23 protein-coding genes, 1 other RNA gene, 6 pseudogenes and 1 other annotated feature are annotated in these 25,704 nt (G+C 42.1%); of the genes and pseudogenes, 17 read left to right on the forward strand and 13 right to left on the reverse strand.

Annotation, left to right across the window (positions count from 1 at the left end; all coding sequences use genetic code 11):
* The first annotated feature begins 195 nt into the window (after nt 1–195).
* Both JCM21738_RS00675 and JCM21738_RS00680 read left to right on the forward strand, forming a co-directional pair.
* Entirely contained in the window at nt 196–450 is a 255-nt protein-coding gene (locus JCM21738_RS00675) for a hypothetical protein (protein ID WP_023627583.1), read from the forward strand.
* Between the two features lie 114 nt (nt 451–564).
* On the forward strand, nt 565–930 hold the full coding sequence (locus JCM21738_RS00680) for a YppE family protein (protein ID WP_031308454.1): 366 nt from the start codon (nt 565–567) through the stop codon (nt 928–930).
* Nucleotides 931–975: 45 nt separating this feature from the next.
* On the opposite strand, the gene JCM21738_RS00685 is transcribed toward JCM21738_RS00680, so the two are convergent.
* Complete coding sequence (locus tag JCM21738_RS00685; RefSeq protein WP_023627585.1) at nt 976–1,173, reverse strand: YppF family protein; 198 nt, start codon at nt 1,171–1,173, stop codon at nt 976–978.
* Between the two features lie 388 nt (nt 1,174–1,561).
* Between JCM21738_RS00685 and JCM21738_RS24950 the strand changes: the two genes are divergently transcribed.
* Entirely contained in the window at nt 1,562–1,942 is a 381-nt protein-coding gene (locus tag JCM21738_RS24950; protein ID WP_052019526.1) for a YppG family protein, read from the forward strand.
* A gap of 314 nt (nt 1,943–2,256) precedes the next feature.
* On the opposite strand, the gene JCM21738_RS00695 is transcribed toward JCM21738_RS24950, so the two are convergent.
* Complete coding sequence (locus tag JCM21738_RS00695) at nt 2,257–2,730, reverse strand: Hsp20/alpha crystallin family protein (protein WP_023627587.1); 474 nt, start codon at nt 2,728–2,730, stop codon at nt 2,257–2,259.
* 223 nt (nt 2,731–2,953) lie between these two features.
* Between JCM21738_RS00695 and hcp the strand changes: the two genes are divergently transcribed.
* Nucleotides 2,954–4,255 carry a hydroxylamine reductase gene (hcp, locus tag JCM21738_RS00700; protein ID WP_023627588.1) on the forward strand — a complete coding sequence of 434 codons (1,302 nt, stop codon included), beginning with the start codon at nt 2,954–2,956 and terminating at the stop codon, nt 4,253–4,255.
* 153 nt (nt 4,256–4,408) lie between these two features.
* Here the strand turns inward: hcp and JCM21738_RS00705 are convergent.
* Nucleotides 4,409–5,100 (reverse strand): annotated as a pseudogene (locus JCM21738_RS00705) (Crp/Fnr family transcriptional regulator).
* A 197-nt stretch (nt 5,101–5,297) separates the two neighbouring features.
* Between JCM21738_RS00705 and JCM21738_RS00710 the strand changes: the two are divergent.
* The 8 genes and pseudogenes from JCM21738_RS00710 (at nt 5,298) to JCM21738_RS24095 (ending at nt 12,723) form a co-directional block, all read left to right on the forward strand.
* Nucleotides 5,298–7,575, forward strand: a pseudogene (locus JCM21738_RS00710) (DEAD/DEAH box helicase).
* Between the two features lie 15 nt (nt 7,576–7,590).
* Nucleotides 7,591–8,898, forward strand: coding sequence for a ribonuclease H-like domain-containing protein (locus JCM21738_RS00715; RefSeq protein ID WP_035208679.1), 1,308 nt, complete (start codon nt 7,591–7,593; stop codon nt 8,896–8,898).
* A 358-nt stretch (nt 8,899–9,256) separates the two neighbouring features.
* Nucleotides 9,257–9,559: a CotD family spore coat protein gene (locus JCM21738_RS22900; RefSeq protein WP_081741998.1), complete on the forward strand. Its 303-nt coding sequence runs from the start codon at nt 9,257–9,259 to the stop codon at nt 9,557–9,559.
* Nucleotides 9,560–9,684: 125 nt separating this feature from the next.
* On the forward strand, nt 9,685–10,245 hold the full coding sequence (locus JCM21738_RS00720; protein ID WP_023627593.1) for an SLOG family protein: 561 nt from the start codon (nt 9,685–9,687) through the stop codon (nt 10,243–10,245).
* A gap of 114 nt (nt 10,246–10,359) precedes the next feature.
* Entirely contained in the window at nt 10,360–10,659 is a 300-nt protein-coding gene (gene gpsB, locus JCM21738_RS00725) for a cell division regulator GpsB (protein ID WP_023627594.1), read from the forward strand.
* 83 nt (nt 10,660–10,742) lie between these two features.
* Nucleotides 10,743–11,131, forward strand: an RNA gene (rnpB, locus tag JCM21738_RS22905) — RNase P RNA component class B.
* A 132-nt stretch (nt 11,132–11,263) separates the two neighbouring features.
* Nucleotides 11,264–12,424 carry a THUMP domain-containing class I SAM-dependent RNA methyltransferase gene (locus JCM21738_RS00730; RefSeq protein WP_035208681.1) on the forward strand — a complete coding sequence of 387 codons (1,161 nt, stop codon included), beginning with the start codon at nt 11,264–11,266 and terminating at the stop codon, nt 12,422–12,424.
* 131 nt (nt 12,425–12,555) lie between these two features.
* A complete protein-coding gene (locus tag JCM21738_RS24095; protein ID WP_023627597.1) occupies nt 12,556–12,723 on the forward strand; it encodes a hypothetical protein in 168 nt (55 codons plus the stop codon).
* Between the two features lie 96 nt (nt 12,724–12,819).
* On the opposite strand, the gene JCM21738_RS00735 is transcribed toward JCM21738_RS24095, so the two are convergent.
* The 7 genes and pseudogenes from JCM21738_RS00735 to JCM21738_RS00755 all read right to left on the reverse strand — a co-directional run bounded on the left by JCM21738_RS00735 (nt 12,820) and on the right by JCM21738_RS00755 (nt 15,656).
* Complete coding sequence (locus JCM21738_RS00735; RefSeq protein WP_023627598.1) at nt 12,820–13,125, reverse strand: metal-sulfur cluster assembly factor; 306 nt, start codon at nt 13,123–13,125, stop codon at nt 12,820–12,822.
* Nucleotides 13,126–13,138: 13 nt separating this feature from the next.
* Entirely contained in the window at nt 13,139–13,795 is a 657-nt protein-coding gene (locus tag JCM21738_RS26945) for a hypothetical protein (protein ID WP_369385583.1), read from the reverse strand.
* Entirely contained in the window at nt 13,792–14,193 is a 402-nt protein-coding gene (locus tag JCM21738_RS26950; RefSeq protein WP_369385584.1) for a hypothetical protein, read from the reverse strand. Before JCM21738_RS26950 ends, JCM21738_RS26945 begins: the two co-directional genes overlap by 4 nt.
* Nucleotides 14,193–14,381, reverse strand: coding sequence for a hypothetical protein (locus JCM21738_RS26955; protein WP_369385585.1), 189 nt, complete (start codon nt 14,379–14,381; stop codon nt 14,193–14,195). Before JCM21738_RS26955 ends, JCM21738_RS26950 begins: the two co-directional genes overlap by 1 nt.
* 5 nt (nt 14,382–14,386) lie before the next feature.
* A complete protein-coding gene (locus JCM21738_RS00745; protein WP_023627600.1) occupies nt 14,387–14,602 on the reverse strand; it encodes a DUF2249 domain-containing protein in 216 nt (71 codons plus the stop codon).
* A 1-nt stretch (nt 14,603) separates the two neighbouring features.
* The gene (locus JCM21738_RS00750; protein WP_023627601.1) at nt 14,604–14,843 is read right to left on the reverse strand and encodes a DUF2249 domain-containing protein; all 240 of its coding nucleotides are present in this window, start codon (nt 14,841–14,843) and stop codon (nt 14,604–14,606) included.
* A gap of 124 nt (nt 14,844–14,967) precedes the next feature.
* Nucleotides 14,968–15,656, reverse strand: a pseudogene (locus JCM21738_RS00755) (Crp/Fnr family transcriptional regulator).
* A gap of 221 nt (nt 15,657–15,877) precedes the next feature.
* Between JCM21738_RS00755 and JCM21738_RS00760 the strand changes: the two are divergent.
* Nucleotides 15,878–18,241: a nitric-oxide reductase large subunit gene (locus JCM21738_RS00760; RefSeq protein ID WP_023627603.1), complete on the forward strand. Its 2,364-nt coding sequence runs from the start codon at nt 15,878–15,880 to the stop codon at nt 18,239–18,241.
* A gap of 38 nt (nt 18,242–18,279) precedes the next feature.
* Here JCM21738_RS00760 and JCM21738_RS26460 read toward each other — a convergent pair whose 3' ends face one another.
* The gene (locus tag JCM21738_RS26460) at nt 18,280–18,414 is read right to left on the reverse strand and encodes a hypothetical protein (RefSeq protein ID WP_023627604.1); all 135 of its coding nucleotides are present in this window, start codon (nt 18,412–18,414) and stop codon (nt 18,280–18,282) included.
* A 196-nt stretch (nt 18,415–18,610) separates the two neighbouring features.
* Here JCM21738_RS26460 and JCM21738_RS00765 point away from each other — a divergent pair, with 196 nt between their 5' ends.
* From JCM21738_RS00765 to asnS, 4 genes and pseudogenes are all read left to right on the forward strand, one after another.
* Nucleotides 18,611–18,844, forward strand: coding sequence for a DUF2249 domain-containing protein (locus tag JCM21738_RS00765; RefSeq protein ID WP_023627605.1), 234 nt, complete (start codon nt 18,611–18,613; stop codon nt 18,842–18,844).
* Between the two features lie 126 nt (nt 18,845–18,970).
* A pseudogene (locus JCM21738_RS00770) lies at nt 18,971–20,478 on the forward strand (carboxypeptidase M32).
* Nucleotides 20,479–20,574: 96 nt separating this feature from the next.
* Entirely contained in the window at nt 20,575–21,456 is an 882-nt protein-coding gene (locus JCM21738_RS00775; RefSeq protein ID WP_023627607.1) for an EamA family transporter, read from the forward strand.
* Between the two features lie 271 nt (nt 21,457–21,727).
* Nucleotides 21,728–21,961 (forward strand) — a binding site (T-box leader).
* Between the two features lie 54 nt (nt 21,962–22,015).
* Nucleotides 22,016–23,407, forward strand: a complete 1,392-nt coding sequence (asnS, locus tag JCM21738_RS00780) for an asparagine--tRNA ligase (RefSeq protein ID WP_023627608.1) — start codon at nt 22,016–22,018, stop codon at nt 23,405–23,407.
* 167 nt (nt 23,408–23,574) lie between these two features.
* Here asnS and JCM21738_RS00785 read toward each other — a convergent pair.
* Together JCM21738_RS00785 and JCM21738_RS00790 are read right to left on the reverse strand one after the other, a co-directional pair.
* Nucleotides 23,575–25,229, reverse strand: a pseudogene (locus JCM21738_RS00785) (b(o/a)3-type cytochrome-c oxidase subunit 1).
* A pseudogene (locus tag JCM21738_RS00790) lies at nt 25,229–25,704 on the reverse strand (cytochrome c oxidase subunit II). Before JCM21738_RS00790 ends, JCM21738_RS00785 begins: the two co-directional pseudogenes overlap by 1 nt.

The following is a 25,704-nucleotide window of genomic DNA, read 5'->3' on the forward strand; positions in this document are numbered from 1 at the left end:
AGGCTGTAAAAATTGACGCTGAAAAGCACTTTGTTTGGCGAATTGCTTCTAGTTTTGTCAACCGTGAAGGATGTTTAAGCAAGAAGTAGAATTTACAAGTTAAGTTCCTATATTTCATAATAAAGGATTCGTTATCGTTCAGCAGGGTGCATACTGCCAGACCTTAAAATAACTTTAGTTGGGAGAGATTGATCGATGAGACCAGGAATTGAGAAAGAAGAGATTTTAGGGATGTTGACTGATATGGCCCATAATCTTGAAGAGACGGATATCAACCTGCATGAATCTTTAATGGAAATACGGGAAACGATGTGCCTGAAACATTCATCACAGTTATCAGAAACAGGCATTTTTTTAGATGGAATGGAAGGCAAGCTGCCTAAGTTTATAAAATCTGAATTACAAGCAAAGTCAGAGCATTCCTCTCTAAAACTTGAATTAAGTTTTTAATTTATATTAGAATGGAATCATATCATCTTTAAGTAGCTTTCTTAACAGAAGGCTGCTTTTTTTGTATAGTAAAAACATTAAAATATGTTTAAAGAAAGTGTGATTAAAGTGGAAATGGAGAATAACATTCTTATATTATCCAAAAAACTGCTGGTTGATTTGGAGACGGCTCATAAACGATTTCAACATTCAAAGGAAGAGGGAGCAAGGGGTGACTTTCATTCTGAAGTAAAGCCTTTTGCTGATGAAGTTAAACTTTCTGCAGATGCATGGAGAAAATCTGCAGGCCAATGGATTAGGGAGAATAATCCGAAGAATCTTCATGCTAATCAAATTGAAACAGCGGCCGACTATTTGGAAGTCATTTCTGTCCAGGCTTTTTTTCCTGAAACAAGCAAGAAAAGATTCCTGGATCAGATTCAATCAGTTGAATTCATATTGAACAGCATGATCATTGCCGTCGAGAAAGCAAGGCAGTGAATATAAAGAAGCACCAGAGGGCGCGACTTTGGTGCTTCCATCTTTTTATATGGATATTTCTTTCTGATCCTCGGGAATGAAAGCTCCTTGCAATTCCAGTTCACGAACCAGGTTCCGGTATTCTACAATGGTAATTTCTTTCTGAATGTACGATTTTTTAGTAAAATCGAGCAACTCATTTACATGTTCCGGAGTGTATTCTTTTGTCTCGGCAAATAGATTTTTTAGTTCGTGAACGTTCATATTTCATCCTCCTCCATCATTTGAAATAATCGTATCATGAAAATCGAATTGTCATCTATTTTTCAAAAATTGAAACTTCCGACAACATATTTCATCATTAGACAAAATCGGAAGTACCTTCCAGCCTTATCACCAACTGGGCGGCAATGACATATAATATCGCAATGAAAACTTGGAGGAGGATGTTCGCGATGTTTGGCCGCAGAAATAAGACCAATACCAATCATCCACAATGGTGGGAATATCAATATAATCACGATCAGAATTTTTTTATGGGAATAACCAAGGTTTGAACCGGCAGCAACCGCTCCCTCAACAGTATAACACTCCATATTGGAATGCGATGCCAGTAAATTGGCAAAATCAATATATACAGCAGGAGAATCCCGTGAATCCATATATGCAGCAGGGCAACCCGATGAATCCATATATGCAACAAGGGAATCCTTATTGGAATCAGCCTAATCCGATGGTTGGCAGCAAGAATGACTACTCTAAGATGCTTTTTCAAAACCCGCTTGAACCTGAGGGTGACCCGATCTACGGGTACTATAACCCCCAGGCAGATTATCAGAACTTCAATCCATATCCACAATATGCGTTCATGCCTAAGCAGCCCTCTGGCCTGCAGTCTATCATGAACTCTTTCAAAAGCCAGGATGGCAATTTGGATGTCAACAAAATGGTAGATACTGCAGGACAGATGATGAATGCCGTGACCCAGGTTTCTTCGCTGGTTAAAGGTCTTGGCGGGATGTTCAAAGTTTAGGTGGGATGGGGAGCGCTTTGATTTCCCGAAATGCTATCATGAGAATCGAAAGCTATAGGAACAAAAAACAAGCAGGTCATTGGCCTGCTTGTTTTCTGATTGAATGTCCTTATGCGAGGTTCCGCTTTGCTATAAGGGTACGATAAAGGTGTAATCGTATCCTTATGCGAGGTTCCGCTCTTGCTATAAGGGTACGATAAAGGTGTAATCGTATCCTTATGCGAGGGTTCCGTCTGCTATAAGGGTACGATAAAGGTGTAATCGTATCCTTATGCGAGGGCTCCGTCTGCTATAAGGATACGATGTTTTTCATTTCATTCTTCCTGATCTAAAATATCAATCTTCTTGCCTGGTTTTTTCGCAATCTTGACCTCTAGCAGCCCGTCACGATAGGAAGCTCGGGTCTTCCTTTCATTGACAGGAACAGAAAAGGGAATCGTCCTGCTCAAACGCCGCGCAGAAGCCATGTGCTTCTCCGTCTTGGCGACATCATTGATCTCCGAAGTGACATCCGTCTGATTGACTAATATTGTCAGGGAGTTATTAATTATATTTATGGATATCTGGTCTCTTTTAACCCCTGGCAATTCTGCTGTCACAATATATTCCTGTTCTGTTTCATGCACCCCAACATTGAAGGGTGCATGGGGAAATGGGTGTCTGAAAAAATCATCAATGCTTTGCAGTATGCCTTTTACCGGCTTCTCCTGCATTAGCTGATTCATGGATTTAAACCATTGTTCAAGGGCTTCATGTTTTTTCGGGCGATCAGGATGGTTGGTTGCCATCGATACACATCCTCCTCTGCAGAATTTCTTATAATAGGTTATGTAGAGAAGAATGTCCCTGTTCAAGATTGAGATACTTTTACCTTGGTGAGACTTCATTACTTCGCCTTACCTTTTTGAACACTTTGTGAAAAATGCCTTTAGTGTGATTTAGGTCACATAAAGAGATTTTCTTCCTCGGTATGCTGATACAGTAAATAACGCAGAAGAGGGGAATACACATATGTTTTGTTACCAATGTGAACAAACGCCAACAGGAGGATGCACAGTTGTTGGTGTATGCGGAAAAGATGAAACAATCGCAAGTCTGCAGGACACAATGATTTTTGCTTTAAAGGGGATCGCCGCATATAGAACGCATGCCAACCAGCTTGGTTTTACTGATCCATTTGTTGACGCAACAACCCACGAAGCATTATATATGACATTAACTAACTCAAACTTTAATGTACAAGAACATATCGATATGGCTATGAAGGTTGGCCAATCAGCAGTTCGCGTGATGGAGCTTCTGGATGAAGCGCATACGAGCCGCCTTGGTATCCCTCAGCCGGTAAAGGTCAGCCAAAATAAGATTGAAGGAAAATGCATCGTCGTTACAGGACATAATCTGTTCGCGCTTGAAGAATTGCTTAAACAAACAGAAGGAAAAGGCATCAACATTTACACTCATTCAGAGATGCTTCCTGCCCATGGCTATCCGGCATTGAAAAAGTACCCTCACCTTAAAGGGAATATCGGAAAAGCCTGGTTCGACCAGCGCCGCCTGTTTGAAAACTTCCCAGGGGCAATCCTGGCTACGACAAACTGTGTAATGCCAATCAAAGGTTCATATGCAGACCGTATGTTCACTTATGAGGTTACAGGCCTTGAGAATGTAAAGAAAATAGAAAATGATGATTTCTCAATGCTAATTGAAAAAGCGTTGGAGCTTCCTGAAGCAAATATGGAATCTGAAGAAACATTAGTGACAGGCTTCCACCATGAAACAGTGATCGGCCTTGCGCCAGAGGTTATCGATGCAGTGAAATCTGGTAAAATCAAGCGCTTCTTCGTTATTGCTGGCTGTGACGCACCTGGCAAAGGCGGAGAATACTACCGGGAGCTTGCAACATCGCTTCCTCCAGAAGCTGTTATCCTGACAACTTCATGTGGGAAATTCCGTTTCAATGATGTGGATTATGGTGTGGTTCCTGGAACGAACATCCCTCGATATTTGGATCTTGGACAGTGCAATAACTCTGTATCCACTGTAAAAATCGCGAAGGCATTAGCTGATGCGTTTGATTGTGATGTTAATGAGCTGCCTGTAAGTATCGTTCTTTCTTGGTTCGAGCAAAAGGCTGTAGCGATCCTGCTTGGATTGTTCAGTCTTGGAATCCAGGATATTCGCATTGGGCCTAAGCCGCCAGAATTCATTTCTGATGGAGTGATGGAAGTTCTTCAGGAAACATTCAACCTGAAGTTGATCACAACCGCTCAGGAAGATTTGGAAACAATGATGGGATTAAGCAAAACTGAATAATATTATGAACGCCCGAAGCATTATGCTCCGGGGGTTTTATTATGGTTGTTTTCGAATTGATTATTGTTTGATAAAATCTGGTTTTCATAGTCTTTAGGGCTTTTGCCGAGATTACCTGATAATTGTCTGAGTTAATTACAGAGTCTACGAAAATTAAACAAGCTCATCCATCAATACGTCTGGGACTAATATCATGTTCCCATTAGAATCAGTAGTGATCAATTCGTCCTTTTTCATTTTGGTCAGCGTTCTGCTAACCGTTTCCCTAGTCGTTCCAATCATATTGGCCAAGTCTTTGTTTGTGAAATCAGCCTTTAACAAAACTGTGCCATCTTCCTGTTTTTCTCCATGAAGTTCACCCAGCCTGATCAAAAGCTTTATGATTTGTTCGTATGTGTTGTTCAGGATTTGTGCCTCAAGCCTTTCTTGAAGGTCAACGATTTTTTCTCCAAGTACCTTGAATACCTTGATGCTTAAATGAGGGTTATCAACCAAAACTTTCTCGAATTGTGATATCGGTACGACAACAAGACTTGCCCGCTCCAATACTTCGGAATAGCCTGGATATCCGCCTTTTCTGAAAAACCCCACGTGCGGAACATTTCTCCTTTTTTCAGAATAGCCACTATTTGTTCCCGGCCATTGGCATCACTTTTATAGATCTTCACTTTTCCTTCATGAATGAAATACACATTTTCAAGCGGATCGCCCTGCATGAAAATATGGCTGTTTTTCTTCCATTCTCGTGAAATTGATATATCTATAATCTTTTCAAGTTCCTGGTCATCAAGGTCCCTGAACAAAGAAAATCGGGCCAGGACACTTTTGATTTCATTTTTATCCAAAAGAAACACCTCAATTAGCTGTCTGTCCTTTCTATTTTAGCAAAAGGTTGTATTAAATGACATAACTGATTGATCCGAGAGTGATAGAAATGCGAATTTTAAAGTTGAATGCCAAAAAATAGCAATTTGATTTATTGAACTTTTATCTTTTGCAACGAACGTTTATTCGCTAAAATAAGAACAACGAGGTGAACGCTATGAAGATCCGGAAAAGCATGCAAGAGGTTTTGCAAGAATTAAAGGTTAGTGAATCGGTAAAGAGTAATATTGTCCACTGGCATACGATTGAAGAGAAAGAAGCCCTAACTGAAGAAATGCCAGAGGAATTAAGCGAAATTCTGAAAATAGCATTAGAAAGACGCGGAATTTCTCGCTTGTATACACATCAAAAGTCTTCATATGATCAAATCATGAAGGGGCAGAGCATTGTGGCCGTCACGCCGACTGCTTCGGGAAAGACACTATGCTATAACCTGCCAGTGCTTCAATCTATCATAAATGATCCGAATGCCAGAGCTCTGTATATGTTCCCTACAAAAGCACTGGCCCAGGACCAAAAGAGTGAAATTAACGAGCTGATCCAGGAGGCGGAGCTGGCGATCAATAGCTATACATATGACGGGGACACTCCTTCCAATATCCGTCAGAAGGTCAGGAGGGCAGGGCATATCGTTATTACAAATCCGGACATGCTCCATTCTGCGATCCTGCCGCACCATACAAAATGGGTTTCCCTGTTTGAGAATCTGAAGTATGTCGTCATTGACGAATTGCATATTTACAGGGGAGTCTTCGGCAGCCATGTGGCAAATGTCATCAGAAGACTGAAGAGGATTTGCAATTATTACGGCAGCAATCCTGTTTTCATCTGTACTTCAGCAACGATTGCGAACCCTTTGGAATTGGCTGAGGGGCTGACTGAAAAGGATATGGTACTGATTGATAATAATGGAGCTCCTTCAGGGAGGAAGCACTTTTTATTTTATAATCCTCCAGTTGTCAATATCCCGCTAAATGTACGCAGAAGTGCAACGCTTGAAACCAGAAGGCTCGCAGGTGAATTTTTGAAAAATAGGATCCAGACAATTGTGTTTGCCAGAAGCAGAGTCCGGGTCGAGATACTGCTTACTTATCTACAGGAGTTGGTCAAACACAATCTTGGCCCAAAGGCGATCAGGGGATACCGGGGCGGTTACCTTCCGACAGAAAGGCGCGAAATCGAAAAGGGACTCCGCTCAGGTGATATATACGGGGTTGTCAGCACGAATGCGCTTGAACTTGGTGTCGATATCGGACAGCTTCAGGTATGTATCATGAACGGTTACCCGGGAACGATTGCAAGTGCCTGGCAGCAGGCAGGCCGGGCAGGACGCCGCCATGGGGAGTCAGTTGTCATCATGGTGGCCAGCTCCAGTCCGCTGGATCAGTACGTGATCCAGAATCCTGATTACTTCTTCAACCGCAGTCCGGAAACGGCAAGGATCAATCCGGATAATTTGATTATTCTGATTGACCATATCAAATGTGCTTCCTATGAATTGCCATTTAAAAAGGGCGACACTTTTGGTGTTGCAGAAATTGAAGAGATACTTGAATATTTGACGGAAGAGCGTATCCTGCACCAAAACGGAGACAAATGGTTCTGGATGAATGATGCATTCCCGGCGCACAATATCAGCCTCCGTTCAGCATCACAGGAAAACGTGGTGATCATCGACCAGTCAGATGTAGCCAATGTCAGGGTGATTGGTGAAATGGATACTTTTTCAGCCATGACGCTGCTGCACGAAGAAGCGATTTATCTGCATCAGGGAATCCAATTCCAGGTGGAAGAGCTTGATTGGGAGGAAAAAAAAGGCGTATGTTCGTGAAGTCGATGTTGATTATTTTACCGATGCCAATCTCGCTGTTCAGTTGAGCGTTCTTGAGGAAGATAAGGTAAGGGGTAATGATGAAACAGAAATCGGCTATGGAGATGTCAGCGTACGAGCAATGGCAACGATTTTCAAGAAGATCAGGTTTGAAACACATGAGAATATCGGTTCTGGACCGATTTATCTTCCGGAAGAGGAGCTTCACACAAGTTCAGCATGGATATCATTGAACAAAGAGTTGTCAGAATTTGGTCATGACCGTCTTGAGGAAGGGTTGATTGGGACATCTCAGGCATTGAAGCATATTGCGCCTTTATTTGTTATGTGTGACCCTTCTGACGTTTATGTAGTCCCTCATGTCAAGGCTGCCCACAATGAAAAGCCAACCATTTTCTTTTATGATCGCTATCCTGGAGGAATAGGACTCAGCGAGAAAATATACTCTGGAATAGAAGAAATACTGAAGCAAACAAAACAAATGGTCAAGAATTGCCAGTGTTCCGATGGGTGCCCGTCTTGCATCGGAACGGATACTGCATCCATCCATTCTAAAAATGATGTTGTAAAATTACTGGATTTATTTCTTAAAGCCGCTGTTTAGGAAAGGAGGGGGAATATGAGTCTCAAGAATAAACTGAACAGGCTGAAACCCCATATAAAAAGCGGGATTGATAAGCCAAAGGCCGAACCGGTCAAAGCTGAACAAACACCAGAAATCCCGTTTCTTGACGTTTGGGAGCAGGAACAGGTTTCCCCCTTCTATTTTGATGGACAATATTGTCTAGTCAGGGAAGTGAGTTATCCGCTTGATCACCAGCATGGGCATTATAAATTCGGCGATTTGCTCGAGGCTGTTTCACTCTGGAACAACGAACAAACCAACCATCCGCTATCTGCAGTCGGCCACAGTCCTGCAGACCTGGTGTTTTTTGATACCGAAACAACCGGACTAGGGGGAGGGACAGGCAACACCATCTTCCTGCTTGGCCATGCATCCATATCGAGTGATTCGGTTAGGCTGAAACAGCATATCCTGCCAAATCCCGGAGCAGAAGTGGCTCTTTACCAGAGTTTTTTGATGAATGCCGATTACACGACATTGGTTACCTACAATGGGAAGGCTTTCGATTGGCCGCAAGTCAAAACGAGGCACACCCTTGTCCGAGACCATGTGCCGAAGCTGCCTTCCTTTGGCCACTTTGATTTGTACCATGCAGCGAGAAGATTATGGAAGCATAAGATTGAGCGGATGAAATTAAGCATAGTGGAACAGGAGATCTTGGGTCTTGAAAGGAAGGATGACATTCCTGGCTTTTTGGCACCAATGATTTATTTTGACTTCCTGGAGAGGAAGAACCCTGAGGGATTGCTGGGGGTCATTAAGCATAATGAAACGGATATCCTTTCTTTATTGACTCTATATACACATTTAACCTTCCAGATTCTCGGTAGGAACAAGACCCAAACATCGCGGGAAACTTACGAAGTGGGACGCTGGTTTTCCTACCTTGGTGAGTCAGACAAAGCGAAGGAAGCATTCACTGGACTGCTGGAAGGTCGAAATGAAGAAGCGGTTTCAGCTAAGCATGCACTAGCTTTTGAGCATAAAAAGAATAAAGAATGGCATAAGGCGGTTGCCCTGTGGGAAGAAAGTGCAGCCAAAGGGACAAAAACGCAGCGTAAAGAAGCATGTATCGAGCTGGCCAAACATTTCGAACATCGTGAAAAAAAGCTTGAATTGGCTCTGAAGTATTGTCAGCTTGCTCAAGAACTTCATCAGGAAGAAAAAAAGTGCAACAAAAAAAGACATGATTTTTATCCAGGAGCTCGAAAAAAGAATTCACAGGATTTCACGAAAAGAATTTCCCGGGCAAGCGCAAAATTCGCTAAAATAAACTGGTTTTATGCTAGATTTCGTCAATAAATTTTGTATTGTAACAAAATTTTAACATTTATCCCTTAAAACCTGTAATATCCTGTTGTATGTATAGTTTAGACGTTGTAAAATGTAAAATTGTATAGTGTTTTAAATACAATATAATTTTACGGGGCTGGTTTGATGTATAAAGCGGTTTTAGTTCTCTATTTTGTTGTGATTACCCTCATCGCTGTTATTTTCAGCGGATTGAAGGACAACTTTTACACATTCCTCTAAGAATTTCACCAAGCGGTTGCACTGCAATTTCTCTTGAAAAATAGGTGTTTTCATTAGTACAAGACGCATCACTTCTTCATAGGCTGATAATGTAAACAATAAGTCTAAGTGAAAGGAGTTATGCACTATGCACTGCAAACCGACACATGTATTGCCAACTGTAGTTCATCCTACAAAGTGCTGTACAAACCATAACTTTATAAACAATGTGGTTCCGCATGTTCATCCAACACACACTACAAACGTAAACCACATCAATTACGATCATGTCCATTATTTCCCGCAGACACAGTCCACGGTTAATCAGGTGACACACCAGAATCATTATGGCGGACCTGGTCCGGTACCAGGCGGAGTGGCTCCAATTGGCCCGAGACCGCGCCCGGGATTTGGCGGTCCAGGATTTGGAGGTCCAGGATTTGGTCGATAAAATGACTTTAAACAAGGGCTCCTGCAGCCCTTGTTTTTTTAAGATTTTATGGGGTAATAAAAACTGAATATAGGGAATACCTTCAATATGTAGTTCTGATAAATAAAAGATTCAAAGGAGATTATATGGTAAAAGTAGCTGCGATATCTGGTTATAAACCTTTTGAACTTGGCGTGTTCCAGCATAATCATCCGTCAGCAGAATACATAAAGATTGCGATAAAAAAAAGCTTGATTCCTTTAATTGAGGAAGGCCTGGAATGGGTAATGATAAGCGGACAGCTAGGTGTTGAATTATGGGCTGGTGAGGCGGTGTTCGAACTGCAGGAAGAATATCCCGAACTTAAACTTTCAGTATTCACTCCTTTTCTGAATCAGGAGGAAACTTGGAAAGATGCCAATAAGGAGTGGTATGAATCAGTGCTTGCTGGAGCTGACCATGTTGATTCCATCACTAAAAAGCCTTATGAAAAACCGTGGCAATTCAGGTTGAAGAACCAATTTTTTATAGAGAAAAGCGACCTGTTGGTCCTGCTTTATGATCCTGAAAAAGAAGGCAGCCCAAAATTTATATATGAAACAGCAAAAAAGTATCAAGAAGCTAACGATTATGATATAAGATTAATTACATTGTACGATTTACAGATGGCTGTGGAAGAGGAACAATTGAAACAGCAGGGTTTTTAACCATGGATAATGCCTGCAGGTGCACATAAACAAGCTTAATAAAAGAAAAATTGACAAATCGCCTTGTTTTTGAAAAAATAAATGTGACGATTGGCGTATATTGAGGTGAATGGAATGCTATCCGATAAAATACAGTTAACTGCAAAAGATATTTTGGAAAAAGAATTCAAAACAGCAATGCGTGGTTACAAACCAGAAGATGTTGATAAATTCCTTGATATGATTATCAAGGATTATGAAGTGATGCAGCAGGAGATTGAAGAGCTTCAACAGGACAATCTTCGTCTTAAAAAGCAGCTCGATGAAGCTTCGCGCCGGCCAAGCACACAGGCAGCTGGTACAACGAATTTCGATATCCTTAAGAGGCTGTCTAATCTGGAAAAGCATGTTTTTGGGGATAAACTTTACGATTAATCCATTACCTGCTAGTTTTTGAAATGTATTACCATTGCTTTTCAAACCTATATTTCATATAATGTTTCTTGTAGCTGTTAATAACGTTCGGGTAATCGCTGCAGTTTTGCTGCAGAGGAAAGTCCATGCTCGCACAGGCTGAGATGCCTGTAGTGTTCGTGCCTGGCCAATTCATAAGCCAGGGCAGTCGGGCTCACGCTCGGCTGACGGCCGGGAAAATGCCTAAGTCGGCAACGATATGGCATGAATACCTATAAAAGTGCCACAGTGACGGAGCCTTTCGAGAAATCGGAAGGGTGGAACGAGGTAAACCCCACGAGCGAGAAACCCAAACGATGGTAGGGGCATCTTCCTGGAGGAATTGAACAAAGGGAAGGACAGATGAGTTTTCATCTGTAGATAGATGATTACCGCCTGAGTACGAGACTTTTGGTCGTTTGCAGTACAAAGGTACAAAACATGGCTTACAGAACGTTATTAATGGATTTGTATGAGTGTTTACTAAAGCTCTCCTTTTGCCAGGAGAGCTTTTTTTATATATATTAAGTGTTATTGGGCAACTTAATATGAAATACATAAGATATTGGATATAAAGGGTGAAACGATGAAGAATTTTGATATAATCGCGACCTCTGCGATGGGTCTTGAAGCAATCGTCGCAAAGGAAGTCCGTGACCTTGGATATGAATGCCAAGTAGAAAATGGAAAGATCACTTATAAAGGTGATGTCAGGGCTGTAGCCAGAAGCAATATGTGGCTCCGTACGGCAGACAGAATCAAAATCAAGATTGGCGAATTCAAATCCTATACATTTGACGAATTATTCGAAAAAACGAAAGCCCTCCCATGGGAAGAATTTTTACCGGAAAATGCTGAATTTCCTGTTTCGGGCAAGTCAGTAAAATCCAAGCTTTTCAGTGTATCTGACTGCCAGGCAATCGTCAAGAAAGCAATTGTTGAACGAATGAGAAAGTCTTATAAAAAGACTACATGGTTTGAAGAGAACGGGCCATTGTTCAAAATAGAGGTTGCCCTTCTAAAGGATGTCGTGACTTTGACAATCGACACCAGTGGAAGCGGCCTGCATAAGCGTGGATACAGATCCGGCCAGGGGGAGGCTCCTTTGAAGGAGACACTTGCAGCTGCCCTGATCAAGCTGACAAATTGGCATCCGGACAAACCATTCGTTGATCCGTTTTGCGGTTCTGGAACAATCCCGATCGAAGCTGCGTTAATCGGACAAAATATCGCACCAGGTTTTAACAGAGAATTTGTTTCAGAAGCCTGGCCCATTTTTCCCGATTCAGTTTGGGACGAGGTGAGAATGGAAGCAGAGGACCTTGCAAATTATGATCAGCCGTTAGATATAAGCGGGATGGATATTGACCACCGGATGGTGAAAATCGCAGAAGAGAATGCATTTGAAGCAGGACTTGGTGATTTGATTTCCTTCAAGCAAATGCGAGTCCAGGACTTTACGACAAAAAAAGAGTATGGCGTCATTGTAGGAAACCCTCCATACGGCGAGAGATTGGGTGAAAAGAAAGCTGTTGAAGAAATGTACAGCCAGATGGGCGAAGCCTTTGCTCCACTTGACACTTGGTCCATCTATATCCTGACATCCAATGAGGACTTTGAACAAGTATACGGAAAACCGGCAACAAAGAAACGAAAGCTGTTCAATGGCTTCATCCGCACAGATTACTACCAGTATTGGGGCAAACGCCTCCAAGAGTTGATAAATAAAGACAAAGCCTCCTGTTGAACAGGGGGCTTTTGGTTGTTTTTAGGCACATGTTTGAAAAATAACGACCAATTATTTTCCTGGAATAAATAAGGATGCAGGGGAATAAAATACATTTATACTTCCATTTTTTATGGATTGGAGGGATGGCAATGAATTATTCTTTTATCGACTTCCAACGAATCTCAAAAGCTCTTTCAACTAGTAATGAGGCTTTGCGTAATGAATTCCAGGCAGATGAACTCCAGCTGGCAGAATTGCAGGAAGCAGAAAACAACTTTCGTCAGGCATTGTCATTTGGCCTTTCAAATGCTAAATAAACAATCATGCAAAGAAACGCTTGAATCTCAAGCGTTTCTTTTTATTTTGCCATTGTATATGAATACTTCATATTTTACTGCAGGTGGGTGTTCACATTAAAATCCCTGAAGCAGTCTTTTTCCATCTTCGGTCATCAGGTCTGGAGTCCAAGCTGGCTCCCACACTAATTGCACGTCTGCATGGTCAATTTCTTCCATGCCTTGTACGCAATATTTAATGCCGCTGGCGATGCTGTCATGAAGAGGGCAGCCTGGAGTCGTAAGTGTCATTAGAATTCTTGCAGTTCGAGGTTCTGGGACGTCTATTTCATATATCAATCCTAAATCTACAACATTAATATTCAATTCTGGGTCTATCACAGTTTTTAAATTTTCCCTGATTTTTCCCTTTAATTCAGTCATTTCTAACTCCTCCTTAAATAGTTATCACTTTGGCGATAATATAGCTGAACAGGACAGCTCCGATAACAATCAAGCCCTGGCCGACATAAAAGACCGGCATAAGCTTGACAATGAATGAAAGTATTAGAAGGATCGTGCCGGCAGTGAACATGATGAAAAGCGGCAGTGCCAGCTTCTCATCCATCATGTCTTTTAACGCAGGTACCTTCTTTTTACCGATCTCCTTGCTGTATTTATGAGTCCACCAGAGGAATGGAACGATCTTATATAGATAACCAATGATACTGAATGCAATCCAGGCGACTAAATATAATAAAATAATCGGCCCTGCCATTTTTGAAAGAAAATTCGCGGCACTTCCAGCAAAAGCGGCAAAGTGGATTAAAGCCCCGCAGCCAATCGCAAATAAGGCGAACATGAATGGCCGGTCAAGCTTCTTCTTCACACGCTTATCAATGATCATTTTCACATGCCAGGTGAAAATCATGAACCCGGCAAATAGCATGAGAGTTCCCCACACTTCGAACAGATGGCTGCCCGTTAAGAAAGAAGAAATCAAAATGATAATCCCAACAACATAAACACCGAATACATAAGGTGCAGGTTTCATGGAATAACCATGTGAAAGTGAGAACATCGGAACCATCTTATATGAAAAGCCAAAGATCAAGAATGAAAACCAGCCACCGTACCCAGCAGGATATGGGTTTTAAAAATGGATTGATAATATTCCGAAGCAAATCCTGTCTTCATACTCAGGACCAGTGTGATACCGAGTGTAATTGTAGCCAGGAGAGAAACAAGTGCAGTACCGACGAACAAAGTTAGGATATTTGGTTTTGCCTGGCTGTTAAGCGTCATGAACATCTGAAAAATGAACATCAAAATTCCGAGCAATGTCAGGATCCCTGGAACCAAGGCATCCTGTGGGCGAAGGTACAGTGCCGCAGCGAAAGTTACGATGCCTGCAGCCGTTACCGCCAATTGCCAAAAGCCAAATTTCTCGTTCCAAATCGGTGTCAGGAAAGCGACAGGCACCAGCTGGTACATCGCACCCATAGCGACCATCAGGCCCAGCCGAGCACGAAAAGGTGTGCAGCGGACCAGATTGCCGGCAATCGGAACACGCCGGAAACAAGAAGGTCACCGTTCAGCAGGATCAGCAGCTGTGAAAGGATTAATGCCACCATGCTGAAGCCGATGAATGAAAAAGGAAGCTTTATGTTTGTTTCGTTACCACTTCTTTGCTGAAACAATTGAATCACCCCGCTTTTCGGGAAATAGTCACGCGATAGCTGCCATCTTCTTGCTGTTCGGTCAAATATAAAAACCCAAGTTCATCCAGCTGCTCGAACAGAAACATCGGCCGGCGGTCATTGATGATGATAAGCGTCTGTCCTGCCTCAAGATTTTCAAGCTTTGCCAGCGTCCTCATCATTGGCTGTGGCGGTTCTAGACCTCTATTGTCCAGTATCATCTTATTTCCCTCCCTTTTTGGTAAAAGTGATTTTATAATGTTTTGCCTCGATTTTTTCGACTTCGTATTCAAATCCCTTTGCTTTTAAAACGCCATACAAGGGGACTGGCTTGAAAGGAGCATGGAGAACCAGCTTGTCATTCAATCCCAAATCACTAATGGCTTCCATGATTTTTTGGAAAGGCTCCAGCTTGTTATTGATATCCTCACGCACATCCAATTCAATCGTTCTGTGTTCCATATCATTCAGCTCCTCGACACTATAGTTGGTATGATTAAATGATAATCATTTTCATTCATTTCTTCCGTGATACGCATCACTTAAGAGCAAAAAAAAGTTTTCTTCAAGAACCTGTGGCTTCCTGTTAAAACAATTCCTGATGCAATTTTTCATGGTCTATCAAATAGAAGCCCTCAGGATCCAAGCTTAAGTAATCTTTCTTTTTTAAATGGTTGATGGTTCTGCTGACGGATTCTCTGGAGGTACCGATCATGTTGGCGAATTCTTTGTTGGTAAAATGGGTCGTTAGTTTAAATCCATGTTCTCTTTTTTCTCCATTAGTCTTGCAAAGACGTAGCAGCAGCATGATGATCTGTTCGTACGTATTATGAAGAATCTGCTCCTCGAGTCTTGCTTGCAGGTCGACGATTTTCTCGCCAAGTACCGGATTAACTTAATAGAAAGTTCGGGGTAGGCAACCAGGATTTCTTCAAATTTTGAGATCGGTACGATGATCATCTGTGTGTCTTCCATTATTTCGGCGTGAGCAGGATATTGCCCTTTCCTGAAGAAACCAGCGTGAGGAAACATTTCACCAGTCTCAAGGACGGAAACGATTTGTTCCCTGCCTGATGAATCTGTTTTATAAATTTTCACCTTGCCCGAATATATGAAGAAAACCCGGTCAAGCGGATCTCCCTGCATGAAAGCATACATTTTATTTTTGAAGAATCTTGGCTGGACGATTTCAACAATCGGATCCAGCTCTTCTGGTGATAATTCTTTGAAAATAGGAACCTCTTTTAATTGCTGCCTGATCTGGGATATATGCATATCAATCTGCTCCTCTATACAGGATTTATAATCTACCATGAATTTTACCAAGCTATCCAGGAGGGCTAAGTGACCTGAATCATATTTTGACGTTTTTATGAAAATAATTATCAACACTGTGTGAAATATCACACCCAACAAATGAGGAACTTCACAAACTCAACATCTGCTTCCCTTTATGCTTAGGTTGTAAATCAAACAAGGAAGGGGATGTATGGTCGATGGAAATCCAGCATGGGACATCCACAAAGGCAGTGGTCAAGAAAAATAGAAACTCACTGTTGAAATCCGTACTCATCATTACATTATTACTTAGCTTTACAGTACTCCTGACAGGAGGTTACTGGATCTTTAAAGATATGGCTCCGAGACCGTTTGAAGTCACAGGCGAAAAGGGAGAGGTCATCTTAACAAAAGAGAGTATCATGGGAGGGCAGGCTGTCTTCCAGAAATATGGTTTGATGGATTATGGAACTGTATTAGGGCATGGTTCCTATATGGGGCCTGATTATACGGCAGAGGCACTGAAGATTTATACTGATGGAATGCATGACTTCAAGGCACAAGAAAAATATAGTAAAGATTTCAAAGAGCTATCCGGAGATGAACAAACAATCATCCGTGACAATGTCATGAAGGAAATGCGTGAAAACCGTTATGTGCCCGATACTGATAAGCTGGTGCTGACAGATGCACAAATATATGGACACGAAAAGGTAAGGGAATTCTATCATACTATTTTTACTGAAGGTGACCAGTGGGGTCTTAAACCAGGCTTAATTCAGGAAAAGCATATGCCGGACGGTGAGCGCGCCTGGGTTTCGAAGGGTGATCAGATTAAACAAATCGCTGATTTCTTTTTCTGGACAGCTTGGCTATCAAGTACAGAAAGGCCCAACGATGATATCACTTATACAAATAACTGGCCATATTATGAGGACGCAGGAAACACGATGTCATTTTCGGCAATCTGGTGGAGCGGGGCGAGCGTGACTATATTGATCTTGTTTGTAGGCTTGATCCTGTTTGTCTTTTATCGCTATCACCTGGGAATGCAAGAGGCTTATACAGCTGGGAACTTCCCTAAGATCGATTTGAGGAATCTTCCGCTTACTTCTTCACAATTGAAGACAGGTAAATATTTCGCTGTTGTATCTGTGCTGTTCTTTGTCCAGGCAATGTTCGGAGCGCTGCTTGCGCACTATTATATCGAGCCTGACAGTTTCTTTGGAATGAAATGGGTCCATGATATCCTGCCGTTCAACATTACAAAAGGCTTCCACTTGCAGCTTGCAATTTTCTGGATTGCGACAGCATGGCTAGGGATGGGCATCTTTATCGCACCGCTGGTTGGCGGGCATGAACCAAAGCGCCAGGGGTTACTAGTTGATATCCTTTTCTGGGCATTGGTTGTGCTTGTAGCTGGCAGCATGATTGGCCAATGGCTCGGCGCTAACGGTTACCTTGGAAACAATTGGTTCCTGCTGGGCCACCAGGGCTGGGAATACCTTGAGTTAGGACGCATATGGCAGTTCATTCTTGCGAGCGGAATGCTGATCTGGCTGTTCATCGTATTCCGTGGCATCAAGAGTGGTTTGAAGAGGGAATCCGACAAAGGCGGTCTGATTCACCTATTGTTCTACTCAGCAATCGCTGTTCCCGCATTTTACTTCTTTGCTTTCATGATCAATCCAGGGACACATTATACCTTTGCTGACTACTGGCGCTGGTGGATCATCCATCTCTGGGTTGAAGGTATTTTCGAGGTTTTTGCAGTCGTAGTTATTGGTTTCTTGATGGTCCAGATGAAGCTTGTCACGAAAAAATCAACAATAAAGGCGTTATACTTCCAGTTGATCCTGCTGATGGGAGCAGGTGTTATCGGTATCGGCCACCATTATTACTACAATGGTTCTTCCGAAGTTTGGATTGCACTCGGTTCAGTATTCTCTGCTCTTGAAGTCATTCCATTGACCTTGCTCATCTTGGAAGCATATGAGCAATACAAAATGATGAGAGATGGAGGAGTTGATTTCCCTTACAAAGGTACTTTCTGGTTCTTGATTTCTGTAGCAATCTGGAACCTGGTAGGTGCTGGGGTACTGGGGTTCCTCATCAACCTGCCTGCAGTAAGCTTCCTTGAACACGGTCAATTCCTGACACCGGCCCACGGCCACGCGGCGATGATGGGTGTGTATGGCATGTTCGCAGGTGCAGTATTGATATACTCATTACGCAATATCGTGAAGCCTGAAAAGTGGAGCGACAGGTGGGTGAAATTCATCGTCATCATGCTGAACGTAGGCTTGGCTGGCATGGTATTCCTGTCCTTGCTGCCAGTGGGGTACCTGCAGTTAAAAGAGGCATACTTCAACGGTTATGCAGCTTCACGTTCATCTCAGTTCTTACAGCAGGAAAGTGTTGAAATGCTGCTGACGCTGAGAGCGATCCCTGATACAATCTTCTTGATTGGTGTGGCTGCGCTGGCGATTTTTAGCGTAAAAGCACTATTCAACCTCCGTAAAGTGACACATAAAGAAGAAGAACAGCTGCCAGTAAATGATTTGGCTGTAGATGAAGATTAATAGGAAAACCGCAAAGCGCCATCGCTTTGCGGTTTTAATTATGCTTTGTTTTCCTCTTCTTTTTCACACTCAAAACAAAGCACTTTACCATTTTTATGTACACCATTCAAAAAACCATCCAGGCAAAAAATCTCTTTTCCACAACGATCGCAGCTGCCTACTAACTCTTTCATAATAATTCCCTCCCTCATTTTAGAGTTCTATCTAATTATATAAGTTCCTCTTTTTAAACTGATGAATACTTAAATATACATATCCTCATGAATGAAAGAAGTCATAGTCAAACTGTGACCGCGCTCACTACAAAGGAAAAATCGTAGTTTTATAATGAAAATGTAAAGAAAATCAGGAAATAAAGGAGAGAGGATAATGACTTTCAACGTAATTATCAATGTACCTGACTATGCACCACGGGAAAAACACCCTACAATATTCCAAAACTTTGATTCTCTGAAAAAGGGAGAATTTATGCAAATCGTCAATGATCATGACCCTAGACCGCTGCAGTACCAATTCATGATGGAGCGTCCAGAAGCATTTTCATGGGAGTATCTTGAAGAAGGCCCAGAAACATGGCGAGTGGCAATAGGTAAAACGAAGTAACATATATAAAAAACATCCTCTGATTCTGAAACAACAGGTTCGCCTGTTGTTTTTTATTTTTCGCAAACCTAAATTTCAGAAAAGTATGATAAGATAAATTAGAATGAAAAATATGGGGTGAAATTGATGAGTGATGTAAAGCAGACGGAAAAGAAATTTTTGGATTATGTCAAAAAAATGGCTGCCTATGGTGAGGCGCTTTCATTAATTTATTGGGATTTAAGGACAGGTGCTCCGAAAAAAGGAGCAGAGCAGCGTTCTGAAGTGATCGGTGTACTTTCTTCCGAGCTGTTTAACATGTCAACTTCAGAAGAAATGGCATCATACATAGCACGACTATCAAATGAACAAAGTTTATCTGAAATTATCCGTAAAACGCTGGATGAGTGCAGGAAGGATTATGACCGTAATAAAAAAATTCCTGCAGATGAATATCGTGATTTTGTGATTCTTCAATCAAAGGCAGAAACGGTTTGGGAAGAAGCCAAGGCTGAGTCCGATTTTGATATGTTCAGACCATACCTTGAAAAACTAGTGAAGACTACTAAGAGATTCATTGGTTACTGGGGATATGAGGGCAATAAATATAATACTCTGCTAGATATGTATGAGCCCGGTGTCACTGTCGAGGTCCTGGACCAGGTATTTGGGGACCTTCGTGAAAAAATTGTCCCGCTCGTACAGCAAATCTCCAGTTCAACAGCTAAGCCTGAAACAGGATTCTTGTTCAAGCACTTTCCAAAAGACAAGCAGCGTGGATTCAGCCTCGAAATCCTGAAACAAATGGGATATGACTTTGATGCTGGACGTCTTGATGAAACGGTCCATCCTTTTGCTATGGGACTTAACCCTGGAGATGTAAGGGTTACAACGAAATATGATGAATTAGATTTCCGGACAGCTGTTTTCGGTACAATTCATGAAGGCGGACACGCTCTTTATGAACAAAACATTTCTGAAGAGCTAGTCGGGACTCCTTTGAGTTCAGGCACTTCCATGGGAATCCATGAATCACAGTCGCTCTTCTATGAGACTTTGTTGGGCGCAATTACTCTTTCTGGAAGCACAACTACAGCTTGCTGCAGGAGCATTCAGATGGTCAGTTTTCCGGAGTGGAAGTAGAGGATTTCTATCGTGCAGTCAATGAGTCCAAACCAAGCTTGATCCGGATTGAGGCAGATGAGCTAACCTATCCTTTGCATGTAATGGTGCGATATGAGATTGAAAAAGGCTTGTTCAATGATGAAATAGAAGTAAAGGATCTTCCGCAGATCTGGAATGATAAATATGAGCAGTATCTAGGAATCAGGCCTGGAAATGATGCAGAGGGAGTCCTGCAGGATGTCCACTGGGCAGGAGGCAGCTTCGGCTATTTCCCTTCATATGCTTTAGGCTACATGTATGCCGCACAGTTCAAGCATGCAATGCTGAAAGATCTACCGAATTATGAGGAATTGTTAGAACAAGGAAATCTTCAGCCGGTTAAAGAATGGATGACGGAGAACGTCCATAAACATGGAAAAATGAAAAAACCCCTTGAGATTTTGACAGATGTAACAGGTGAGGGACTCAACGCCCAATACCTGGTAGATTACTTATACGAAAAATACAATAAGGTATATCAATTAGTCTAAGATAAATATTTTTAAGGGCTTAGTAAAATAAGATGCAGTATTTCTGCCATCTTTTCTGTGTGGTGAAACCTATTGTCCAGGAAATTGCCTTATATAATGATTGCATTTGCGGCCGCAATGTGGGGGCTGATTGGCTTTTTTGTTAAAGGCCTGAATAATGCCGGGTTCAGTGCCATGGAGATTGTGGCCATACGTGTGTCGACCGCAGCCATTATTTTGATTTTGGTGGGCATTGCTTTTTACCGAAGTCATTTGAAAATCAGGTTGAAAGACTTGTATCTTTTTGTGGGGACAGGGATTTTAAGCATTGTGTTTTTTAATTGGTCTTATTTCACGGCAATCAACCTGATGAACATCCCGATTGCTGTAGCTTTACTGTATACTTCTCCTGCTTTTGTTGCGGTTTTATCATTTCTTTTCCTGAAAGAAACCATTAACAGGAGGAAGCTGTTGGCGATTGTCATGACAGTCATCGGCTGTACACTTGCCGCAGGCATTACAGGACATGGTGGAACGTCCTTTTCTGTCTCAAGTATCCTTATTGGCCTAGGGGCAGGGTTCGGGTACGCTCTTTACAGTATTTTTGGCAAGATTGCATTAAGACGGTACCATCCTTTTACGGTAACTTTGTATACATTCCTTGTGGCTTCGGCTGCCCTGGTTCCGACAACTGGTATAGTCAGCAAGGCGGTTGTCCTTTTTTCTGGAGATGTGTGGCTTTATGCAATAGGGTTAGGGATTTTTCCGACTGTGGTTGCATATTTTGCATACTCCTGGGGCCTTGAAAGGACGGAAAGCAGTACTGCTGCAGTAGTTGCAACGCTGGAACCCGTCATTGCCACCATGCTGGGAATATTGGTGTATGGTGACAGGCTTGGCGGTCTTCAGATACTCGGATCCGCGTTGATTATCATATCTGTAATATCTATCAATATCTCAATTCCCATGAGGAAGCAAAAAAAGAACTTCACAGTGTGATTCAATCCCTTTTGACGTGGAGATTGAAAAAAAATAGCGAATAGTAAACGTACCAATTAACAGAGAAAGGAGCCTAATTCAAACCCAAGCTCCTTTTTACTGTCCAAACTAAAGCATTTTGTAGTTTTGTAAATTGTTCCTCTGTAGAATGTACACCTTGTTTAAAAATGATTTTTAGGGAAAAAAGCAGATAAATCAGGGGGCAACTAGACAAAAGATTATGTTTTGTGATAAATTATTACAGTGAAAATCCTTTTTAAAACTACATATTTTTAAATCGATGAAAAGGAAAGTAGTTTTTGCTATATTCGATAGCGAGCCGGGGGCGGTGGAAGCCTGGTGATGAAGCATAAATGAAGAACACCTTTGAGTTCTAACCGAAAAGGGATTACTTAGTAGGATTAGACGTTACCAGCACGTTATAGACTGGGTTATGCAATAGTAAAGTTGGTCATTTTATGACAATTTGGGTGGTACCGCGGAAGTTCAGCCTTTCGTCCCTTTTTTTAGGGATAGAAGGCTTTTTTTATTGCGAAAAATTACCATGAGGAGGCTCTTTATGATTAAGACTGTAGTAAAAGATTTATACAGAAATCAAGAAGATTTTAAGGACCAAACTGTTCAAATTACAGGATGGATCCGTACTCTTCGTGATTCCAAAACCATTGGATTTATGGAGTTGAACGATGGAACATTCTTTAAGAGTGTACAAGTTGTTTTCGAGGATACCCTTGATAACTTCAAAGAAATTACGAAGTTGCCTATCAGCTCTTCAGTTTTAGTAGAAGGTGAATTTGTTCCTACCCCTGAAATGAAACAGCCATTTGAAATTAAAGCGACAAAAATTGTCGTCGAGGGATTGTCGGATACAGATTATCCTATACAAAAAAAGAGACATACCCTTGAATATTTGAGAACAATCGCTCATTTACGCCCGAGAGCCAACGCCTTCTCAGCGGTTTTCAGAGTAAGATCTCTTGCATCCTATGCCCTTCACAAATTCTTTCAGGACAAAGGGTTTGTTTATGTACATACACCGATCATTACCGGAAGCGATACAGAAGGAGCCGGGGAGATGTTCCGTGTGACATCAATGGACCTGAACAAGCTTCCGAAAACAGAAGATGGAAAAGTGGATGACAGTGCAGATTTCTTCGGGAAAGAAACCAACTTAACCGTTAGCGGTCAATTAAACGTTGAAAGCTTTGCTCTTGCTTTCCGTAATGTGTATACTTTTGGACCGACCTTCAGAGCAGAAAATTCAAATACATCAAGACATGCCTCAGAATTCTGGATGATCGAGCCGGAGGTTGCCTTCGCAGAATTACCAGATATCATGGACCTTGGAGAAGAAATGGTCAAGTATGTCATTGATTATGTTTTTGAACATGCACCAGAAGAAATGGCTTTCTTTAACAGCTTTATTGATAAGACGCTTATTGAAAGACTGCAGAATGCATTGGAATCCGATTTCGGAAGGGTTACTTATAGCGAAGCAGTTGAATTATTGAAGAATTCAGGTAAGGAATTTGAATACCCTGTTGAATGGGGTACGGATTTGCAAACCGAACATGAACGTTATCTTAGTGAGGAAATTTACAAACGTCCTGTCTTCGTAACAGACTATCCGAAAGAAATCAAGGCATTTTATATGAGAGCGAATGAGGATGGCAAGACAGTTGCCGCGACCGACCTTTTGGTTCCCGGAATTGGCGAGTTAATCGGCGGAAGCCAGCGTGAGGAAAGAGAAGAAGTCCTTGCTAATCGAATTAAAGAACTTGGTATGTCGGAAGAAGATTACTGGTGGTATCTCGAGCTTAGAAAATACGGCAGCACAAAGCATTCTGGCTATGGAATTGGATTCGAACGACTTGTTATGTATCTAACCGGAATGAAGAACATTCGCGATGTCATCCCATTCCCTCGTACACCAGGTAATGCAGAATTTTAATTAAATAATTGTAAAAAATAAGAAGAATAGGATGCTGATGCATTCTATTTTTTTTGTAAATGCTGTTATAACACTAAAAAACAGGGTATGAAGTTTTTTGTAACTTCATACCCTGTTTTGGTTAATTTTTTGCTTTTATACTCAAAAGAGGACCTGTTAGTGATTTTTTAGAAGAATTTATATCCCTTCGACCAATCGGTGCATTTTCGATCATATCGATGAATGGTATCGTGTAAGCGAATAGAATCAAAAGAACCGTGATACCGAGCCATAGCTTCCAGTTTTCGAATACCATTGGAGTTTTCTCGGCTGCATCAGCAACTTCTCCAACAGGGAATTCTTCTTCCCCTTTAGGTGCGAAGAAAGCAAGGTTGATGAAAATGTAAAGCATCAGGATGATTCCAAGGAAAAGGATCGATCCGCCAACTGCCTGTGCAACCTGATATGGGATCCACTCAGCAGCTTGCTCTGAACCGCCGTATGTTGAGAATGAAGAACGGCGTGGGGCTCCAAGCAGGCCGGCTGCGTGCATTGCGCCAGACATGAATGTCATACCGATTGCCCAAACAATACCCTGGATAATCGCAAGTTTATTCATGGCTTTTGTAAGTACCCTTCCAGTCAGGTGAGGGACAAGCCAATAAGAAATCCCGAAGAAAGTCAGGATAACAGAAGTCGCAAGAGTCAAATGGAAATGTCCTGTAACCCAGATTGTGTTGTGTACTACCTGGTTCAACTGGTGGGAAGCGTTGATAAGTCCGCCAGCACCAGCAGGGATGAATGCAAGCATTCCGATGAACGGCACTGCGAAACGGGCATCTCCCCAAGGAAGCTTTTTCACCCATCCAAATAAGCCGGTAGATCCTTTTGAACGTCCAAACATTTCAAATGTCGCAAACAATGAGAATGCGGTCATCAATGATGGGATAACAACAAGGAATGTTAAAATAACCTGAAGGAATTTCCAAGCTGGGTCAATACCTGGTTCCATCAACTGGTGGTGGAAACCTACTGGAATCGAGAACAACAGGAACAGGATGAACGACATCCTTGCTAATGAATCAGAGAATATCTTTCCGCCAATGATTTTTGGCACGATTGCGTACCAGGCCATATATGCTGGCAATAGCCAGAAATACACAAGAGGGTGGCCGAAATACCAGAATAATGTACGGCTGACCAACACATCTACACGCTCTACAAGGCCAAGTGACCAAGGAAGCAGCTGGAATAATACTGTAGCAGCGACACCAATCGTCGCTACAATCCACATAAGCGTATTGACAAGTGACATGAAAGTCAGCAGCGGGCTAGGCTTTCCAGGATTAGCTTTTCTCCATGAAGAGTAAGCCATGATGATTGCGGCTCCGTCAATCCAGCTTCCGACGATAACAAGCGTAAGTCCTAAGTAAAAGAGTGCGTGTGCCTGCAATGGTGCGTAGAATGTATAAAGGACAGAAGCTTGGTTCGTCAGGATCATGACAGCAGCCATTACAGTACCGATCGTCATCGTCCAGAAACCAATCCAGCCAGTCTTACGCTGTTTATCAGTTAATGTTCCGGATGTTTTGCTCACTAGAGAGAGCTGGAATCCCATAATGAAAAATGTTGTTAGAACCAGTCCAAGTACGACACCATGGATCGTAAGGATCTGGTAATATCCAGTCCATGAAGGCAATTCGAATTTTCCTGAACGGACAAGTGTCTGGAGCAAACCTGCAAGACCGCCGATTGCAAGAGCGATGAAAGCGACATAAAAGTGGGCCATTGCCAATTTGCCGTCTCGGCGGTCAACAACTGTTTTTACTGATTTTGTATCCATTATTCTACCACCTCGATTTTAGACGACATCATGTGGTGGCCGACACCACAATACTCATTACAAACAATCAGGTAATCGCCAGCTTTATCAAACGTTGTGACATACTCACTGATGTAGCCAGGCTCAAGCATCATGTTAATATTAGTGCCCGCAACCTGAAAGCCGTGAATGACATCCTTCGTAGTCGCGATCACTTTCACTTTAGCTCCTAATGGAACTTCTACCTGTCCAGGGTTGTAGGCAAATGCTGATGCTACGAAAACGAGTTCGTAATCCCACTCTTTTCCTTCAACCTTCTTCAGTCCCGGCTCGTTGAACGGTGCAGTAGTGTCTACTTTTTCAGGATTGATTGTTGCGAGACAGCTTGGAGCTGGTTGCCTAAATAAAAGGCACTGACTCCAATTACACTTAGGAATACGATCAAGGTCGTAATTCCGAATATTAGCCAGATTTTTTCAAATTTATGAATGTGCAT

Source organism: Mesobacillus boroniphilus JCM 21738 (genome assembly GCF_000517385.1).
Lineage (GTDB): Bacteria > Bacillota > Bacilli > Bacillales > Cytobacillaceae > Mesobacillus > Mesobacillus boroniphilus.

What these genes read in the sequence shown, in the direction of transcription:
- JCM21738_RS00675 (WP_023627583.1), top strand. Translation starts at nt 196, where the DNA reads ATGAGACCAGGAATTGAGAAAGAAGAGATTTTAGGGATGTTGACTGAT.
- JCM21738_RS00680 (WP_031308454.1), top strand. Translation starts at nt 565, where the DNA reads ATGGAGAATAACATTCTTATATTATCCAAAAAACTGCTGGTTGATTTG.
- JCM21738_RS00685 (WP_023627585.1), bottom strand. Translation starts at nt 1,173, where the DNA reads ATGAACGTTCACGAACTAAAAAATCTATTTGCCGAGACAAAAGAATAC.
- JCM21738_RS00695 (WP_023627587.1), bottom strand. Translation starts at nt 2,730, where the DNA reads ATGGCAACCAACCATCCTGATCGCCCGAAAAAACATGAAGCCCTTGAA.
- hcp (WP_023627588.1), top strand. Translation starts at nt 2,954, where the DNA reads ATGTTTTGTTACCAATGTGAACAAACGCCAACAGGAGGATGCACAGTT.
- JCM21738_RS00715 (WP_035208679.1), top strand. Translation starts at nt 7,591, where the DNA reads ATGAGTCTCAAGAATAAACTGAACAGGCTGAAACCCCATATAAAAAGC.
- JCM21738_RS22900 (WP_081741998.1), top strand. Translation starts at nt 9,257, where the DNA reads ATGCACTGCAAACCGACACATGTATTGCCAACTGTAGTTCATCCTACA.
- JCM21738_RS00720 (WP_023627593.1), top strand. Translation starts at nt 9,685, where the DNA reads ATGGTAAAAGTAGCTGCGATATCTGGTTATAAACCTTTTGAACTTGGC.
- gpsB (WP_023627594.1), top strand. Translation starts at nt 10,360, where the DNA reads ATGCTATCCGATAAAATACAGTTAACTGCAAAAGATATTTTGGAAAAA.
- JCM21738_RS00730 (WP_035208681.1), top strand. Translation starts at nt 11,264, where the DNA reads ATGAAGAATTTTGATATAATCGCGACCTCTGCGATGGGTCTTGAAGCA.
- JCM21738_RS24095 (WP_023627597.1), top strand. Translation starts at nt 12,556, where the DNA reads ATGAATTATTCTTTTATCGACTTCCAACGAATCTCAAAAGCTCTTTCA.
- JCM21738_RS00735 (WP_023627598.1), bottom strand. Translation starts at nt 13,125, where the DNA reads ATGACTGAATTAAAGGGAAAAATCAGGGAAAATTTAAAAACTGTGATA.
- JCM21738_RS26950 (WP_369385584.1), bottom strand. Translation starts at nt 14,193, where the DNA reads ATGGTCGCTATGGGTGCGATGTACCAGCTGGTGCCTGTCGCTTTCCTG.
- JCM21738_RS00745 (WP_023627600.1), bottom strand. Translation starts at nt 14,602, where the DNA reads ATGATACTGGACAATAGAGGTCTAGAACCGCCACAGCCAATGATGAGG.
- JCM21738_RS00750 (WP_023627601.1), bottom strand. Translation starts at nt 14,843, where the DNA reads ATGGAACACAGAACGATTGAATTGGATGTGCGTGAGGATATCAATAAC.
- JCM21738_RS00760 (WP_023627603.1), top strand. Translation starts at nt 15,878, where the DNA reads ATGGAAATCCAGCATGGGACATCCACAAAGGCAGTGGTCAAGAAAAAT.
- JCM21738_RS26460 (WP_023627604.1), bottom strand. Translation starts at nt 18,414, where the DNA reads ATGAAAGAGTTAGTAGGCAGCTGCGATCGTTGTGGAAAAGAGATTTTT.
- JCM21738_RS00765 (WP_023627605.1), top strand. Translation starts at nt 18,611, where the DNA reads ATGACTTTCAACGTAATTATCAATGTACCTGACTATGCACCACGGGAA.
- JCM21738_RS00775 (WP_023627607.1), top strand. Translation starts at nt 20,575, where the DNA reads ATGATTGCATTTGCGGCCGCAATGTGGGGGCTGATTGGCTTTTTTGTT.
- asnS (WP_023627608.1), top strand. Translation starts at nt 22,016, where the DNA reads ATGATTAAGACTGTAGTAAAAGATTTATACAGAAATCAAGAAGATTTT.